At 71.9% G+C, this 14,827-nt stretch carries 14 protein-coding genes; 4 read left to right on the forward strand and 10 right to left on the reverse strand.

Annotation, left to right across the window (positions count from 1 at the left end; all coding sequences use genetic code 11):
* Positions 1–2: 2 nt before the first annotated feature.
* Positions 3–1,466 carry a protein adenylyltransferase SelO gene (locus AB0C12_RS31800; RefSeq protein ID WP_360553551.1) on the forward strand — a complete coding sequence of 488 codons (1,464 nt, stop codon included), beginning with the start codon at positions 3–5 and terminating at the stop codon, positions 1,464–1,466.
* A gap of 7 nt (positions 1,467–1,473) precedes the next feature.
* Here AB0C12_RS31800 and AB0C12_RS31805 read toward each other — a convergent pair whose 3' ends face one another.
* From AB0C12_RS31805 to pdhA, 7 genes are all read right to left on the reverse strand, one after another.
* On the reverse strand, positions 1,474–2,331 hold the full coding sequence (locus AB0C12_RS31805; protein WP_360553552.1) for a hypothetical protein: 858 nt from the start codon (positions 2,329–2,331) through the stop codon (positions 1,474–1,476).
* 31 nt (positions 2,332–2,362) lie between these two features.
* The gene (locus AB0C12_RS31810; protein ID WP_360553553.1) at positions 2,363–2,857 is read right to left on the reverse strand and encodes a SigE family RNA polymerase sigma factor; all 495 of its coding nucleotides are present in this window, start codon (positions 2,855–2,857) and stop codon (positions 2,363–2,365) included.
* Positions 2,858–3,019: 162 nt separating this feature from the next.
* Positions 3,020–3,553 (reverse strand): NUDIX hydrolase, encoded by a 534-nt coding sequence (locus AB0C12_RS31815; RefSeq protein WP_360553554.1) that lies wholly within the window; start codon positions 3,551–3,553, stop codon positions 3,020–3,022.
* A 35-nt stretch (positions 3,554–3,588) separates the two neighbouring features.
* Positions 3,589–5,877 (reverse strand): rhamnogalacturonan lyase, encoded by a 2,289-nt coding sequence (locus AB0C12_RS31820; protein ID WP_360553555.1) that lies wholly within the window; start codon positions 5,875–5,877, stop codon positions 3,589–3,591.
* Positions 5,878–5,989: 112 nt separating this feature from the next.
* Positions 5,990–7,357, reverse strand: coding sequence for a dihydrolipoamide acetyltransferase family protein (locus AB0C12_RS31825; RefSeq protein ID WP_360553556.1), 1,368 nt, complete (start codon positions 7,355–7,357; stop codon positions 5,990–5,992).
* Positions 7,354–8,355: an alpha-ketoacid dehydrogenase subunit beta gene (locus AB0C12_RS31830; RefSeq protein ID WP_360553557.1), complete on the reverse strand. Its 1,002-nt coding sequence runs from the start codon at positions 8,353–8,355 to the stop codon at positions 7,354–7,356. The genes AB0C12_RS31825 and AB0C12_RS31830 overlap by 4 nt, the downstream gene beginning before the upstream one ends.
* Positions 8,352–9,446, reverse strand: coding sequence for a pyruvate dehydrogenase (acetyl-transferring) E1 component subunit alpha (gene pdhA / locus AB0C12_RS31835; RefSeq protein WP_360553558.1), 1,095 nt, complete (start codon positions 9,444–9,446; stop codon positions 8,352–8,354). The genes AB0C12_RS31830 and pdhA overlap by 4 nt, the downstream gene beginning before the upstream one ends.
* A gap of 131 nt (positions 9,447–9,577) precedes the next feature.
* Between pdhA and AB0C12_RS31840 the strand changes: the two genes are divergently transcribed.
* The 3 genes from AB0C12_RS31840 to AB0C12_RS31850 all read left to right on the forward strand — a co-directional run bounded on the left by AB0C12_RS31840 (position 9,578) and on the right by AB0C12_RS31850 (position 11,476).
* Entirely contained in the window at positions 9,578–10,042 is a 465-nt protein-coding gene (locus AB0C12_RS31840) for an Lrp/AsnC family transcriptional regulator (protein ID WP_360553559.1), read from the forward strand.
* 6 nt (positions 10,043–10,048) lie between these two features.
* Entirely contained in the window at positions 10,049–10,456 is a 408-nt protein-coding gene (locus tag AB0C12_RS31845) for an adenylyltransferase/cytidyltransferase family protein (RefSeq protein WP_360553560.1), read from the forward strand.
* A 126-nt stretch (positions 10,457–10,582) separates the two neighbouring features.
* Positions 10,583–11,476 (forward strand): EI24 domain-containing protein, encoded by an 894-nt coding sequence (locus tag AB0C12_RS31850; protein ID WP_360553561.1) that lies wholly within the window; start codon positions 10,583–10,585, stop codon positions 11,474–11,476.
* On the opposite strand, the gene AB0C12_RS31855 is transcribed toward AB0C12_RS31850, so the two are convergent.
* From AB0C12_RS31855 to AB0C12_RS31865, 3 genes are read right to left on the reverse strand one after another with little or no spacing between them, the layout of a single operon-like run.
* Positions 11,477–12,985: an alpha-N-arabinofuranosidase gene (locus AB0C12_RS31855; protein WP_360553562.1), complete on the reverse strand. Its 1,509-nt coding sequence runs from the start codon at positions 12,983–12,985 to the stop codon at positions 11,477–11,479. It lies immediately after the preceding gene.
* A 26-nt stretch (positions 12,986–13,011) separates the two neighbouring features.
* The gene (locus AB0C12_RS31860; RefSeq protein ID WP_360553563.1) at positions 13,012–13,857 is read right to left on the reverse strand and encodes a carbohydrate ABC transporter permease; all 846 of its coding nucleotides are present in this window, start codon (positions 13,855–13,857) and stop codon (positions 13,012–13,014) included.
* Positions 13,854–14,816 carry a sugar ABC transporter permease gene (locus tag AB0C12_RS31865; RefSeq protein ID WP_360553564.1) on the reverse strand — a complete coding sequence of 321 codons (963 nt, stop codon included), beginning with the start codon at positions 14,814–14,816 and terminating at the stop codon, positions 13,854–13,856. The genes AB0C12_RS31860 and AB0C12_RS31865 overlap by 4 nt, the downstream gene beginning before the upstream one ends.
* Between the last annotated feature and the right edge of the window lie 11 nt (positions 14,817–14,827).

The following is a 14,827-nucleotide window of genomic DNA, read 5'->3' on the forward strand; positions in this document are numbered from 1 at the left end:
GCGTGAGCATCGCACCGCCGTCGACCGTCGTCCTGGACAACCGTTTCGCCCGTGAGCTGGCCGGCCTGGCGATCCCCTGGCAGGCCGAGGAGGCACCGGAGCCGCGGCTGCTCGTGCTCGACGAGGCACTCGCCGCCGAGCTGGGTCTCGACCCCGCTCAGCTGCGCGGCCCCGCGGGTGTGCGGCTGCTGACCGGCACCGCCGTCCCCGACGGCGCCACCCCGGTCGCGCAGGCCTACGCCGGGCACCAGTTCGGCGGCTACTCCCCGCGGCTCGGCGACGGGCGCGCGTTGCTGCTCGGCGAGCTCGTGGACGCCGACGGCACCGTCCGTGACCTCCACCTCAAGGGCTCCGGGCGCACCCCCTTCGCCCGCGGTGGCGACGGCCTGGCCGCGGTCGGCCCGATGCTCCGCGAGTACGTGGTCAGCCGGGCCATGCACGCCCTCGGCATCCCGACCACCCGCGCCCTGGCCGTGGTGGCGACCGGGCGCACGGTCCACCGCGAGACCCCGCTGCCGGGGGCCGTGCTGGCCCGGGTCGCCGCCAGCCACCTGCGGGTCGGCACGTTCCAGTTCGCCCGGGCCGGCGGCGACGCGGAGCTGCTGCGCCGGCTCGCCGACCACGCGATCGCCCGGCACCACCCGCACGCCGCCGAGGCCGAGCAGCCGTATCTCGCCCTGTTCGAGGCGGTCGTCGCCGCGCAGGCGTCGCTGGTGGCACAGTGGATGCTCGTCGGCTTCGTGCACGGCGTCATGAACACCGACAACATGACGATCTCCGGCGAGACCATCGACTACGGGCCGTGCGCGTTCATGGAGGCCTTCGACCCGGCGACGGTCTACAGCTCCATCGACCACGGCGGGCGTTACGCGTACGGGAACCAGCCGGCCGTCGCCGAGTGGAACCTGGCCCGGCTCGCCGAGGCCCTGCTGCCGCTCCTGCACGACGACCAGGAGCAGGCGGTCGCCCTCGCGGTGGAGTCCCTCGGCAGCTTCCGGCCCGCGTACAACGTCGCCTGGTCGGCCGGCCTGCGCGCCAAGCTGGGGCTGCCCGACGGTGTCGACGCCACTGTGGTGTCGACGCTGATCGACGACCTGCTCGCCCTGCTGCACGCCGACCACGTCGACTTCACGGCGTTCTTCCGTACCCTGGCCGGCGCCGCCCGCGGTGACGCCGAGCCGGTCCGCCGCCTCTTCATCGACCTGGCTGCCGTCGACGCCTGGGTGGCGCGCTGGCGCGCCCTGGGCCCGGACGCCGACGCGATGCGGCGGGTCAACCCCGCCTACATCCCGCGCAACCACCTCGTCGAGGAGGCCCTGGCCGCGGCGACGGACGGCGACCTGGATCCGCTGGAGCGGCTGGTGACGGCCGTGAGCGAGCCCTACGACGAGCGCCCCGGTTTCGAGCGGTACGCCACGCCCGCGCCGCAGGACTTCGGTGCCTACCAGACGTTCTGCGGCACCTGAGTCCCCCTCAGTTCAGGTGGAAACGGTCGTCGGTGGCCAGCGCGGCCAGCTGCGACGCCGTCAGCGGCAGCGTCTTCAGCGGCGGCTGGACGTTCTCGCCGTTGGTGGCGGTGCGGCTCTGCGCCACGTAGACCACGATGCCGTCCGGGTGCCGGTAGGCCGCCCACTGCTCCACCCCGCCGGTCCCGCTCGGAACCCGTGACACCCCCACTTTCGCCTTTCCGACCGTGACCACGTCGCAGTCACCCTTCAGCCCCCAGAACTGCCGGGCGAGGGCGCACGGCTCGGTGGGCAGACCGTTGTTCCCGGTGTGCACCTCGGCCAGCATCTGACCGGCCCGGCCACCCTTGGCGACCGCCGTATAGGCCAGATAGCTCCAGGTCGACCCGGAGTTGTCGCCCTCGACCTGCGCCTGGTGGTCGCGCAGCGGGATGCCGTCCTTCGACTCGCCGGTCGGCGTGCTCCAGCCGTCGGGGACCACCGCCAGGACCTCCTCGAGCAGCTTCTTGCCCTGCTCGTAACGCTCACCCGAGCGGGCGGTGGCGTCCTCCTGCGGCTTGCCGTCGCCGTCGAGCGGCCAGGCCGGCTTGGTGTTCTCGCCACCCGCGGAGGGGGTCGGCATGGCCGACGGCACCCCGCCGCCGGCCCAGGGCGTGCTCTCGCCGTCCGAGGCGAGCCGCAGGCCCTGCGGTACGGCCACGGCGGTCACCGCGATCATCGCCGCGGTCGCCCCGGCACCGGCGAGCGCCGCCCGCCGGCGTACGGCCCGGCGGCCGGCGGTCAGGGCAGCAGCCGACTCCATCGGGGGCGGCGGGGCGAGGGTCATGCTGGCGCGCATGGCTTCGCGCAGGTCGTTCTCGTTCACGATGCCTCTTCTCCTTCGGCGGGGACGGTTCTCATTCGGCGGGGACGGGGTGGGACATCAACGTCCGGAGGGCGTCCAGGCCGCGCGCCGCCTGGCTCTTGACCGTGCCGGCCGTGCAGCCGAGGACCGCGGCGGTCTCGTCGACCGACATGTCCTCCCAGTAGCGCAGGACCAGCACGGCCCGCTGCCGGGGCGGCACCGCGGCGAGCGCCTGCAACAGCACCAGCCGGTCATCGGCCGACCCCGGCGGGGCGGCCAGCTCGATCGGCGTCTCCCGCGGCCGTTCCCGCCGCCACCAGCCCCGGCGGCCGTCGTCGATGAAGGTGCGGATCAGCACCTGCCGGACGTACGGATCCAGCGCCTCGTGCCGCGCCACCCGGTGCCAGTGCGTGTACAGCTTGGTGAACGCGGTCTGCACCAGATCCTCGGCCCGATGCCAGTCCCCGCAGAGCAGGAACGCCGTCCCCCGCATGGCCCCCGACCGGGCCGCGAAGTACTCGGCGAACGCCGCGTCGCGATCGCTCATGCCCACCCCTATCCGTTCGGTCGGGACAATCACGAGACCGGACCGGCGGAAGGTTGCACGAACCGCCGGAGATGACAAAAGGACGGCACAGCGAGTCCGCTCCCCAGCCCGGCCCATCTTTGGGAGCTTGCCGATCGCTCTTCGGCCGGTCCTGACGTGCGCCTAGAGCTTGCCGGTGGCCTTTCGCAGCAGCAGAGCGAGCAGTCCGGAGACGGAGCCGGCACCGACGATGGTGCCGTTGTCGATGTACTGGTCAATCTCGGCGAGCGGAATCCAGCCGATGCGCTCCGCCTCGTTGATGTCCGGAGCTGAGCCGGTGAAGTCGGCGCCTCGGGCGAGATAGACGATGTTCTCCTGGTCGATCGTGCCCACCATCGGCTGGAAGCTGATCAGCTTCTCCATGCCGCGCGGCCGCCAGCCGGTCTCTTCCTCGACCTCCCGGGCGGCGCAGGTCATGGAGTCCTCGGCCGGGTCGAGGTAACCGCCGGGAAGCTCCCAGACCCAGCGGTCCACGATGAAGCGGTGTCGCCACATCATCAGCACGCGTTCGTCGTCGTCGAGCACGATCACCATGGCGGCCGCCGGGATGCGGAGAACGTACTGCTCGAACCGGACGCCGTCCGGAAGCTCCACGTCAGGTCGTACTCCGAACACTGCCGCGTCGACTGACCGCGGCTGGCTTGCGGGCCTGATCACCTTCAAGGTCAAGAGCCGGTGGTGCCGAGCACGGCTCAGCGGCGCAGCGGCACGTTCCGCCAGTCGGTGTCCGAGGCCAGATAGAAGCCCGGGTACGAGGGCTGGTTGTAGGTCGTCTGCTGGCGGGCCACCTCGACCCGGTACTGCGGATCGTGCATGAGCGTGTAGAGCTTGTGCCCGGTGAGCTCGGTGCTCACACAGATCCGGATCGCCGTGCTGTCCGCCGTGCGGACCAGCAGTTCCTCGCGCCAGTCGCCCAGGATGTCGGCGACCAGGGACGGGTTGCCCTTGGTGCCGTTGTTGGTCAGCGTGCCCGTCGCGGTCAGCAGAGTGCCGCGCCGCCAGTCGTCGATGGTCGGGGTGACCTCGGCCGCGCCGTTGACCAGTTGGGTGGTCAGGTCGCCGGCCCAGCGGATGCTCTGGTTGGTGCCCGGCACCGGCCCGGGCAGGACCGCACCCGCCGCTGTGTGCAGGCCGGATGCCTCCGAGCCGCCGGGCATGCTGGCCCAGGACTCGATGCCGCGGACCTCCGGCAGCACGTCGCCGATCATCCCGCGCCCGGTGTCGCGCCCGGAGTACGTGCCGGCGAGCACCTCGCCGGTGGCCGCGTCCCGCAGAGCCATGCCGTACGGGGCGCCGGTGCCGTTCTCGTGGACCGTGAACGTCTCCAGGCCGGGCCGGTCCGGGTTGATGTCCGTGACGTGCATGGCGTCACCGTGGCCGAGCCGGACCCGCTGCCCCGGCGCCGCGCTGCCCTCGGGGAGGGTGTCGAACGAGGAGTACAGCAGGCTGCCGTCGTCGTCGATGGTCGCGGCTCCGTACACGATCTCCTGGCGTCCGTCGCCGTCCACGTCGGCCGCGCTGAGCGAGTGGAAGCCCTGGTTGGTGAGGGTGGCGTAGCGCGGGTCGGTGCCGTCGCGGCCGTGCGGGTTGTCGTTGAACGGGTTGCTCATCGGGGTCCAGCCGCTGTCCACGGACCAGTTCTCGGTCAGCCGGCGGCCGTCCCAGCGGTACGCGACCAGCGTGGTGCGGGTGTAGTAGCCACGGGCGAACACGGCCGACGGGTGCCGGCCGTCGAGATAGGCCACCCCGGACAGGAACCGGTCGACGCGGTTGCCCGGCTCTATCCGAGGCAGTGCATAGTCGCCCCACATCAGCCCGTCGTCGTGCCGTCCGGGCTGATAGTGCACGGTCTGCAGCTCGCGGCCGGTCGCACCGGCGAACACCGTCAGATACTCCGGGCCGTCGAGGATGAAGCCTTCGAAGGCCCGCAGGTTGTTGCGGGCGCTGCGGGACGGGGCGTACACGTCGATGAAGTAGTCGGCCAGGGCCCCGGCGTCGGCGCGCGACAGCGGGTACGCGTACCGCGGGGCGATGCCGAACGCGGCCTCCAGCGTCGCCGGCCAGCGCCCGGCCACCACCTCCGGGTGCCCGGTCCAGCCCTGGAACATCGTCACCAGGTGCTCGCGGTAGCCGGCCGCGCTGAGCCGGTAGTCGTCGGTGTGCCGGTAACCGGCGCGCACGTCGGCGCGGGGCATCGTGATGTGACGCCGGGACACCTCACGGCCGCTCGCGTCGTACCGGATCACGCTCGTGCCCGGCGCCGTCTTGAGCATGAGCTCGGCGCGGCCGTCACCGTCGAAGTCGTACACCGGGAACTGGGTGTAGTGCGCTCCGGCCCGGATGTTGACGCCCAGGTCGATCCGGTGGAGCAGGGTGCCGTCCGCCCGGTACGTGTCCAGGAGGACCGGTCCGGTGTAGCCGACCAGCGAGACGTCCTTGGAGTTGGACGGGTCCCACTTCACGACGTACTCGTACTGGCCGTCACCGTCGACGTCGCCGACGCTCATGTCGTTGGCCGTGTAGGTGTAGGCCTGCCCGCTCGGGGTCACACCGTCGGCGGGCTTGCGCAGCGGCAGGTCGTGGTGGCCGCCGGCCCACGGGGTGACGGCGGCGCTGCGGCCGGCCTCGCGCCCGCGGACGACCGCGGCCACCCGGTAGCGGGACGCCGGGGTGCCCTCCGGGTCGAGCCAGTTGATGCTGTCGGTGACCAGCGCGACAGGACGGCCGTCGCGGTAGACCCGGAAGTCCGGCCCGGCCAGGCCGGTCGCGGTCGCGCCGGTCGCCTCGGGCCCGAGCAGCCGCCAGCTCAGGAACACGCCGTCGGCGGTGGCCGCGGCCACCAGGCCCCGGTCGAGATGTTCCAGGACAGGGCCGGCGGGCCGCTGCGCCGCGGCCTCGGCGGGCGGCGAGCCGCCGACCAGGAGCAGGCCGGAGGCCAGGAGGATCCCCCATCGACGGTACGGACGCAGCGGACCCGGCATGGCGACCCCTCCTGGCTGAAACGAATCAACGCAGGTTAGGAATCGACCACAGCCGATGTCAATGCCTCAGAGCGGTTTCCCCGGTAAGCGCATACCTGGGCTCAGCCGCTGGTCAGAGGCGGGCGATCGCGGAGGCCGGATCCTCGATGGCGTCGGCGACGCTGCGCATGAAGCCGGCCGCCGTTCCGCCGTCGCAGACCCGGTGGTCGAAGACGAAACTCATCTGGGTGATCTTGCGGACGCACAGCTCGCCGTCGACGACCCAGGGCCGGTCCAGGATGCGGCCGAAGCCCAGGATGGCCACCTGCGGATGGTTGATGATCGCGGCGCTGCCGTCGACCCGGAAACTGCCGTAGTTGTTGAGCGTGAAGGTCCCGGCCTCCTGCGCCGTCACGCGGCCCTCCCGGGCGCTCGCGGTGACCCGCCGGATCTCCTCGTCGAGCTGCCCGGTGGTCATGGTCTCGGCGCCGACGACCGCGGGCACGACCAGGCCGCGCTCCCCCTGCACGGCGAGGCCGAGGTTGATCCGGTCGAACTCGACGATCTCCTGCCGCTCGGTGTCCACCCGGGCGTTGAGCATCGGGTACTGCCGCAGGCCGGCCACGACGAACCGGGCGAGGTAGGCGAGCAGGCCCGGGCCGGGGGTGCTCTGGCGCAGCTCCCAGAGCCTGGTGGCGTCGACATCGACCCAGACGGTGGCCTCGGGGATCTCGGCGCGGCTTCGGGTCAGCGCGGCCGAGACCGCCTTGCGGAAGCCGGTCAACGGAATCCGGCGCTCCCCCGGCACGACCGGAGCGGCCGACGCCGGACCATCCGGCGCAGCCGCAGCGAACGAGGCCGGAGAGGCCGCAACGAACGAGGCCGGCGCAGCCGGGGCGGCGGCCGAGGTCGGAGAGGGCGGACCGGCCGCGGTGACGGGCGCCGGGGCGGCCGCGACACCGGCCGATCGGGCGGGCGCGACCGTCACGCGCGCCAGGGCGCGCTCGACATCGGCCCGCACGATCACCCCGCCGGGACCGGTCGCCTCGACGGTGGCCAGGTCCAGGCCGGCCTCCCGGGCCAGCCGCCGCACCAGCGGCGAGACCACCAGCGGCACCCGGTGCGGCAGCACAGCCGGAGCCTGCCGGCCCCGCGGGCGACGGCGCCGGGAAGTGACCGTCGCGCCCGTCGTGCCGTACCCGATCAGGACGTTGCCGGATCCGGCCTGCTCCTCCTCGCGGTAGGTCTCCGCCTCCGGGACCAGCGCCGCGACGGTGAGCAGCGGCTTGCCGACCTCCAGCGTGACGCCCTCGGCGGCGTGCCGGGTCGCGATCCGGCCCGCATAGGGCGTCGGCACCTCGACCAGCGACTTCGCGGTCTCCACCTCGACCACCGGCTGGTCGACCTCGACGGTGTCGCCCTCCTCGACCAGCCAGCGCACCACTTCCGCCTCGGTCAGTCCCTCGCCGAGGTCGGGCAGCAGGAAGGTCTGCGTGCTCACGAGTCCTCCCACTGCAGGTCGTCCACGGCGTCCAGGACGCGGTCCACGCCGGGCAGCTGGAAGTGCTCGAGCTTCGGCGGCGGGTACGGGATGTCGAAGCCGGTCACCCGGCGGATCGGGGCGGCCAGCGCGTGGAAGCAGCGCTCGGTGACCCGGGCGACGATCTCGGAGGAGACGCTGGCGAAGCCGGCCGCCTCCGCGACCACGACGGCCCGGCCGGTGCTGCGCACGGCGGCGCACACGGTCTCGTCGTCGAACGGCACGATCGAACGCAGGTCGACCACCTGCAGGCTGCGGCCCTCGGCGGCGGCCACTTCGGCGGCCTCGAGGGCGACCGGTACGGACGGTCCGTAGGCGATCAGTGTGGCGTCGGTGCCCTCCCGGCGCACCACGGCGGTGCCGATGCCGGGCACCGGGGCGCCGAGCTCGACCTCCTCCTTGGCCCAGTAGAGCTTCTTGGGCTCCAGGAAGATCACCGGGTCGTCCGCGGCGATCGCCTCGCGCATCAGCCCGTACGCGTCCGCCGGCGTCGCCGGGGCGACCACGTGCAGGCCGGGCGTGTGGGCGTAGTACGCCTCGGAGGAGTCGCAGTGGTGCTCGACCCCGCCGATGCCGCCCGCGTACGGCACCCGGATCACCATCGGCAGCGTGACCCGGCCGCGGGTGCGGTTCCGCATCTTCGCCACGTGGCTGACGATCTGCTCGAACGCCGGGTACGCGAACGCGTCGAACTGCATCTCCACCACCGGGCGCATGCCGTTCATCGCCATGCCGACCGCCACGCCGACGATGCCGGACTCGGCCAGTGGCGTGTCGAAACACCGGTTGTCGCCGAACTCGGCGGTCAGGCCGTCGGTGATCCGGAAGACGCCGCCGAGCGCCCCGACGTCCTCGCCGAAGACCACCACCGCCGGGTCCGCGGCCATCGCGTCACGCAGGGCCCGGTTGAGCGCCTGGGCCATCGTCAGCTTGACGTGGTCGGTGGCCGTGACCGTCATCGCAGCGCTCCTTCGCGCTCGAGCTCGTCGGCGACCAGCGCGGCCTGCTCGGTGAGCTGCGGGGTGGGACTGGCGTACACGTGGTCGAACAGCATCGCCGGGTCCGGCTCGACGTCGCGGTTGAGGCCGTCACGCAGGTGGGTGGCGACCTTCTCGGCCTCCGCCGTGATGTCCGCGAGCTGCGCGTCATCCAGCAGGTGCCGCTCGCGCAGGTGGGTCTCGAGCCGGGTGATCGGGTCGCGCTCGACCCAGGCCGCGACCTCGGTGTCCGGGCGGTAGCGGGTGGCGTCGTCGGCGTTGGTGTGGGCCTGCATCCGGTACGTGTGCGCCTCGATGAGCTGCGGCCCCTCGCCGGCGCGGGCGCGCCGCACGGCGGCTCCGAGCACGGCCAGCAGAGCGGCGGTGTCGTTGCCGTCGACGCGTTCCCCCGGTACGCCGTAGCCGATGCCCTTGTGCGCCAGGGACGGGGCGGCGGTCTGCCGGGCCAGCGGGACGCTGATGGCGTACTCGTTGTTCTGCACGAAGAAGACGACCGGCGCGCGCAGGACCGCGGCGAAGTTGAGCGCCTCGTGGAAATCGCCCTCGCTGGTGCCGCCGTCACCGCACAGCGCCAGGACAACCGTGGGCTCGCCGCGCAGCCGGGCGGCGTGCGCGACCCCCACGGCGTGCGGGAGCTGGGTGGCCAGCGGCGTCGCGTGCGGCGCGACGTTGTGCTCGTACGGGTCGTAGCCGCAGTGCCAGTCGCCCTTGAGCAGCGACAGCGCCTCGACCGGGTCCACACCGCGGCCCACCGCGGCGACCGTGTCGCGGTACGTCGGGAACAGCCAGTCGCCGTCGGAGAGCACCTGCGCGGCGGCGACCTGGCAGGCCTCCTGCCCGTGCGAGGACGGGTAGACGGCCAGCCGGCCCTGGCGGACCAGCGCGTACGCCTGATCGTTGAGCCGGCGCGCGGTGACCAGGGCCGCGAAGGCCCGCAGCAGCGCCGCGTCGTCCGGGGCGGGGTAGGCGGGGGCGTCGACGGCTCGTCCGTGCGGGTCGATGAGCGTGACCGGCTCGGCCGACGGCAGAAGGTGGTGCGGGTCACGTGTCATGCAGACATGGTCGTTCGCCGACCAATCGGTTTCCACATCCCGGGAAAAACCGAGAAGATGTACGGGTGATGCCGCACTGAGGCGGCCAATCGTCCGGGCAACGGCGCCCGGAGCCGAGGAGGACAAGACAAGTGGCCAGCGCCCTCGACGACATCGACCGGCAGATCCTGGCCGAGCTGACCCGCGACGGCCGGATGTCGATGCGCACCCTCGCCGAGCACCTGCACATCTCCCGGGCCAACGCCTACGCCCGGGTGGAACGGCTCCGCACCGCGAACGTGATCAAGGGCTTCCGGGCCGACATCGACCCCGTCGCGGCGGGCCTGGGCACCTCCGCCTACGTGACGGTGAACCTGCACCAGGCGGAGTGGCGGGACGTGGGCGAGCAGCTGCGCGCGCTGCCCGGGGTCGTGCACATCGCGCTGGTCGGCGGGGAGTTCGACGCGATCCTGCTGGTCCGGGCGCGGGACAACGCCGCCCTGGGCCGGCTGGTCCTGGACGTCATCCAGGGCATGCCGGGCATCGTGAACACCCGGACCCTGCTGGTCTTCGAGGAGGCCGAGCCGCTGTCGGCCACCGCCATCTGGGAGCAGTGAGACGCGATGCGCGTGTACGTGGACATGGTCGGCGACCTCTTCCACCCCGGCCACGTGGCCCTGCTGAGGGCGGCCCGCGAGCACGGCGACCAGCTGATCGCCGGCGTGCTGTCCGACGAGGTGGCGGCGGCGTACAAGCGGCGGCCGATCATGACGCTGGCCGAACGGGTCGCCGTGATCGGGGCGTGCCGGTACGTCGACGAGGTCGTGCCCGCGGCGCCGGACCGGGTGACGCTCGAGTTCCTGGACGAGCAAGACATCGCGCTGGTCGTGCACGGCGACGACATCACCCCGGAGGCGATCGCCGAGGTCTACGGGCCGGTGGCCGCGGCCGGCCGGCTGCGGCTGGTCCACTACACCGCCGGGGTGTCCACCACCGACCTCATCGCCCGGGTTCGGGGCCGCCCGGGCTGATCGCCGTGGTCACTCGATGGCTGGTCGGCTGGTCGGCCGGTACGGGTTCGGCCGTTCGCCCAGGACCCCGGAGAAGGCGTTCCCCCGCGTGCGCGGTGCCGTTGAGCAGGTCGTGGAAGCGCAGCGGTGGCCGGAGCCGACCCGGCCGTCCGCGTACCCGTCGCCGCCGGAATCCCCCCGGGCCGGACCGTACGGAAGACCGCCTCGGCGGGCCGGGACCTCGGCGCCGGAGTCGCGATCTTCTGGCGCGGCACGGCCACCTTCGGGCGCCTTCCCCGGCTGTGGCTGTGTGCCCTGGTACCGGCGCTCATCGTCGCCGTGATCCTGTGGGAGATGCGTGCCGCGGTCGCAGATTCAGCCCGGCGCATCGCCGCCTGGGCCACCGGATGGGCCGAGGGCTGGGGCTTGCTGCACGACGCGCTCGAGCAGCTCGTGTTCTGGGCCGTGTGCGGCCTGGCCGAGTTCCTGGTCGGACTCGTGCTGGTCCCGCTCGGGATCCTGGCCGGGGCGCCCTTCTGCGTTCTTCTCGTCCGGTGGCTCGAGCGCGGCAACCCGCCGTCCGGCCTGGCACCACCCGGGTGGTTCGCCGCCGTCCGGTTCTGCCTGACGCAGGCGGTCCTGGCCACGCTGGTCCTGCCGGTCACTCTCGTGATCCTGGCTCCCGTGCTGGCCGTGCCAATCGTCAACGTCGTGCTCATCCTGGCCCTGAGCGGCTTTCTGGTCGGCCTGCTGGCCGTCGGCCTGCCGCTGCACCATCGGGGCACCACGAGCCGGCGGGACCACCTGCGGTACGCGTGGCAGCGGCGGTGGCCCGTGACCGGCTTCGGCGCCATGTGCGTGACCGTGCTGGCCCTGCCGTTGCCGCCGTTGCGGTGGCTCACAGTGCCGGTCGTCCTCGTCGGTGCGGTTCTGCTCGTTCATCGATTCCCGATCGGCTCCGGGCAGGCCGCCCCCGCCGCGGCGACGCCGTCCGGCCTGGTCGGTGGAACAGCGTCGCCGTGGCCGGCCGATCGTCTCTGATCAGCCGGTGGTGAGCCGGATCGCGGTCCATGACACCGGGGGCAGGCTCGCCCGCAGGACGCCGTCGGTGACGTCCGCGTCCTTGGCCGGGCCGGGCACCACGCGTTCCGGGTCGTCGGCCGTGTTCATGGCGTGGAGGTCCTCGTCCGCGAGCGTCCACGACTCCGTCACCCGCAGACCCGCCCCGAAGCCGGCCAGCGACACCACCAGGTCGAGGCTCTCGGTGAGGTGCCGGTTCACCACGAAGACAGTGACGTCGCCGCTGCCGGCGTCGTGGGTGGCGACCGCGTCCAGCAGCGGCACCGAGCCGAAGCGGGCGGTGTCGTACCGCGGCGACCGCGGCTCCACGCGCAGCACCTCGCCGCGGGCCAGGCGGGAGGTCAGCGCGAACGGGTGGAAGATCGTCTGGCGCCACGCCGGGCCGCCCGCCTCGGTGCGGATCGGGGCGATCACGTTGACCAGCTGGGCCTGGCAGGCGGCGGTGACCCGGTCGCTGTGCCGCAGCAGGGAGATCAGCAGGTTGCCGACCACCACGGCGTCGGTGACGGTGTACGAGTCCTCGATGACCCGCGGGGCCACCCGCCACTCGGTCTCCTGCGTCGCCTGGAAGGCGCTCTGGTACCAGACGTTCCACTCGTCGAAGGAGATCTTGAGCTTCTTGGCGCTCTTGAGCTTGGCCCCGACGCTGTCGGCGGTGGCCGCGACGCTGGTGACGAAGTGGTCCATGTCGACCGCCGAGGCCAGGAAGCTGCCCAGGTCGCCGTTGACCGGCTCGTAGTAGGCGTGCGCGGAGATGTAGTCCACGGCGTCGTAGGTCAGTTCGAGGACCTCGGCCTCCCACGCGGCGAACGTCGGCATCGAGGAGGACGAGCTGCCGCAGGCCACGAGCTCCAGCCCGGGCTCGGCACTGCGCATCGCCCGGGCCGTCTCCATGGCCAGCCGGCCGTACTCGTGGGCGGTCTTGTGCCCGGTCTGCCACGGGCCGTCGAGCTCGTTGCCGAGGCAGAACATGGTGATGCCGTACGGTTCGGTCGCGCCGTTGGCCTGCCGGAGCCGGGCCAGGTGGGTGCGGTCGGGCTGGTTCAGGTACTCCTGCACGTCCAGCGCCTCCTGCACGCCGCGGGTGCCGAGGTTCACCGCGTACATCACCTCCACCCCGGCCTTGCGCGCCCAGCGCATGAATTCGTCGATGCCGATCTCGTTGGTCTCCAGGCTGTGCCAGGCCAGGTCCCGGCGCACCGGCCGGTCGGCGACCGGGCCGATGCCGTCCTCCCAGCGGTAGCCGGAGACGAAGTTGCCGCCGGGATACCGCACGACCGAGACGCCCAGCTCGCGGGTCAGCGCGAGCACGTCCTGGCGGAAACCGTCGGCGTCCGCGGTCGGGTGCGACGGCTCGTAGATCCCGGTGTAGACGCAGCGGCCCATGTGCTCGACGAAGGACCCGAAGGTACGGCGGGACACCGGCGCGACGGTGAACGCGGGATCGAGGGTGAAGCTGGCGGAAAGCACGGGTCTCCCGGGGGTCGAGGGGGATGTCACTTGAGGCTGCCGACGGCGAGCCCGCCCTGCCAGTACTTCTGCAGGGTGAGGAAGGCGATGACGAGCGGGACGACGGACACCAGCGAACCGGTGATGATCAGGCTCCACAGCGACTGCCCGCCGCCGTTGTTGGAGCTGGCCAGTTGCGACCACAGGCCGATGCCCACGGTGAGCGGGTAGAGCTTCGAGTCGGACAGCATGGTCAGCGGCAGGAAGTAGTTGTTCCAGGTCGCCACGACGGACAACAGCAGCACGGTGACCACCGCGGGGCGCATCAGCGGCAGCGCCACCCGCAGGAACGTGCGCAGCTCACCGGCGCCGTCGATGCGGGCCGCGTCGAGCAGCTCGTCCGGCACCGAGGCCGAGGTGTAGACCCGCATCAGGTAGACGCCGAACGGGCTCAGCAGCGACGGCAGGATGACCGCCCAGACCGTGTCGGTCAGCCCGGCGTTGCTCATCATCACGAACGTCGGGATGACCAGGGCGGTCAGCGGCACCATGACCGAGCCGAGCACCAGGGCGAAGGTGAGGTTGCGGCCGCGGAAGCTGAACTTGGCGAAGCCGTAGCCGGCCAGCACCGAGATGACGGTCGAGCCGATCCCGCCGGCCAGCGCGTACAGCACGGAGTTGCCCAGCCAGCGCAGATATTCGCCGTTGTTGAAGGTGACCAGGTCCTTCAGATTGTCGACGAGGTGGAAGCCGTGGAACCACAGGGCGCCCGAGCCGGAGAACAGGCCCTCGGCGTTCTTGGTGCTGGCCACGACGAGCCACCAGACCGGGACCAGGAAGTAGCAGACCAGGGCGAGCAGGAACAGCTTCGCCCCGAGGTGGCGGTGGCTCACGTGAAGATGCTCCCTCGCTTGCGGGTGACGACCATGAACACGGCGACGGCCAGGAAGACCACGAAGCCCAGGGCGAACGAGATCGCCGAGGCGTAGTTGAACTGGGCGTAGGCGAAGGCCAGGTTGAACGCGTAGATGTTGGGGGTGAAGTCGGGCGTGACCGAGCCGTTGGCGATCGGCCCGAGGATCTGCGGCTCGGCGAAGAACTGCAGCGTGCCGATCAGCGAGAAGACCAGGATCAGCACGAACGCGGACGACACCATCGGCACCTTGATGCGCAGTGCGATCTGCCGGGAGCTCGCCCCGTCGATGCGGGCCGCCTCGTAGACGGACGTGTCGATGCTCTTCAGCGCGGCGTAGATGATCACCATGTAGTAGCCGGACCACTGCCAGGTGACCACGTTGAGCAGGCCGTAGAAGATGTTGCCCTGGCTGAGCAGGAACGGCGCCTGCACGTTGAACAGCGACGAGATCTGTTCCAGCGGACCGAAGCTGGGGCTGTAGAGGAAGCCCCACATCAGCGCGCCGAGCACGGCCGGGACCGCGTACGGCAGGAAGATCATCAGCCGCGAGAAGCGGGCCAGCCGGCCGGTGACCTCGTCCAGCACCAGCGCCGCGACCAGCGCGACGAGCATCTGCAGCGGGATCACCACGAGGCTGAACCGCAGCACCAGCCAGAGTCCTCTGAGGAACGACGGGTCGGTGAACGCCCGGGTGTAGTTGTCGATCCCGGCGAACGTCGTGCCGGTCGCGAGTCCCTTGGTGTAGAGGCTCAGGTAACCCGCGTACAGCAGAGGCGCGACCAGGAAGACCGCGAACACGACCAGGAACGGGAAGATGAAGAGCCAGCCGGCGGCGCCGCGGCGCGCCGATCGGCGGCGCCGGGGCGGCGCGGTGGCCCGGGGTACGCCGGTGCTGTCGCGCAGCGCCGCGGGTGGGGTCGATCTGATGACGGCCATGGGGTTCACGT

The organism is Actinoplanes sp. NPDC048967, assembly GCF_040649415.1.
Taxonomy (GTDB): domain Bacteria; phylum Actinomycetota; class Actinomycetes; order Mycobacteriales; family Micromonosporaceae; genus Actinoplanes.

Coding starts and splice junctions, on each gene's coding strand:
- AB0C12_RS31820 (WP_360553555.1), bottom strand. CDS start 5,877: ATGCCGGGTCCGCTGCGTCCGTACCGTCGATGGGGGATCCTCCTGGCC.
- AB0C12_RS31865 (WP_360553564.1), bottom strand. CDS start 14,816: ATGGCCGTCATCAGATCGACCCCACCCGCGGCGCTGCGCGACAGCACC.
- pdhA (WP_360553558.1), bottom strand. CDS start 9,446: ATGACACGTGACCCGCACCACCTTCTGCCGTCGGCCGAGCCGGTCACG.
- AB0C12_RS31830 (WP_360553557.1), bottom strand. CDS start 8,355: ATGACGGTCACGGCCACCGACCACGTCAAGCTGACGATGGCCCAGGCG.
- AB0C12_RS31845 (WP_360553560.1), top strand. CDS start 10,049: ATGCGCGTGTACGTGGACATGGTCGGCGACCTCTTCCACCCCGGCCAC.
- AB0C12_RS31810 (WP_360553553.1), bottom strand. CDS start 2,857: ATGAGCGATCGCGACGCGGCGTTCGCCGAGTACTTCGCGGCCCGGTCG.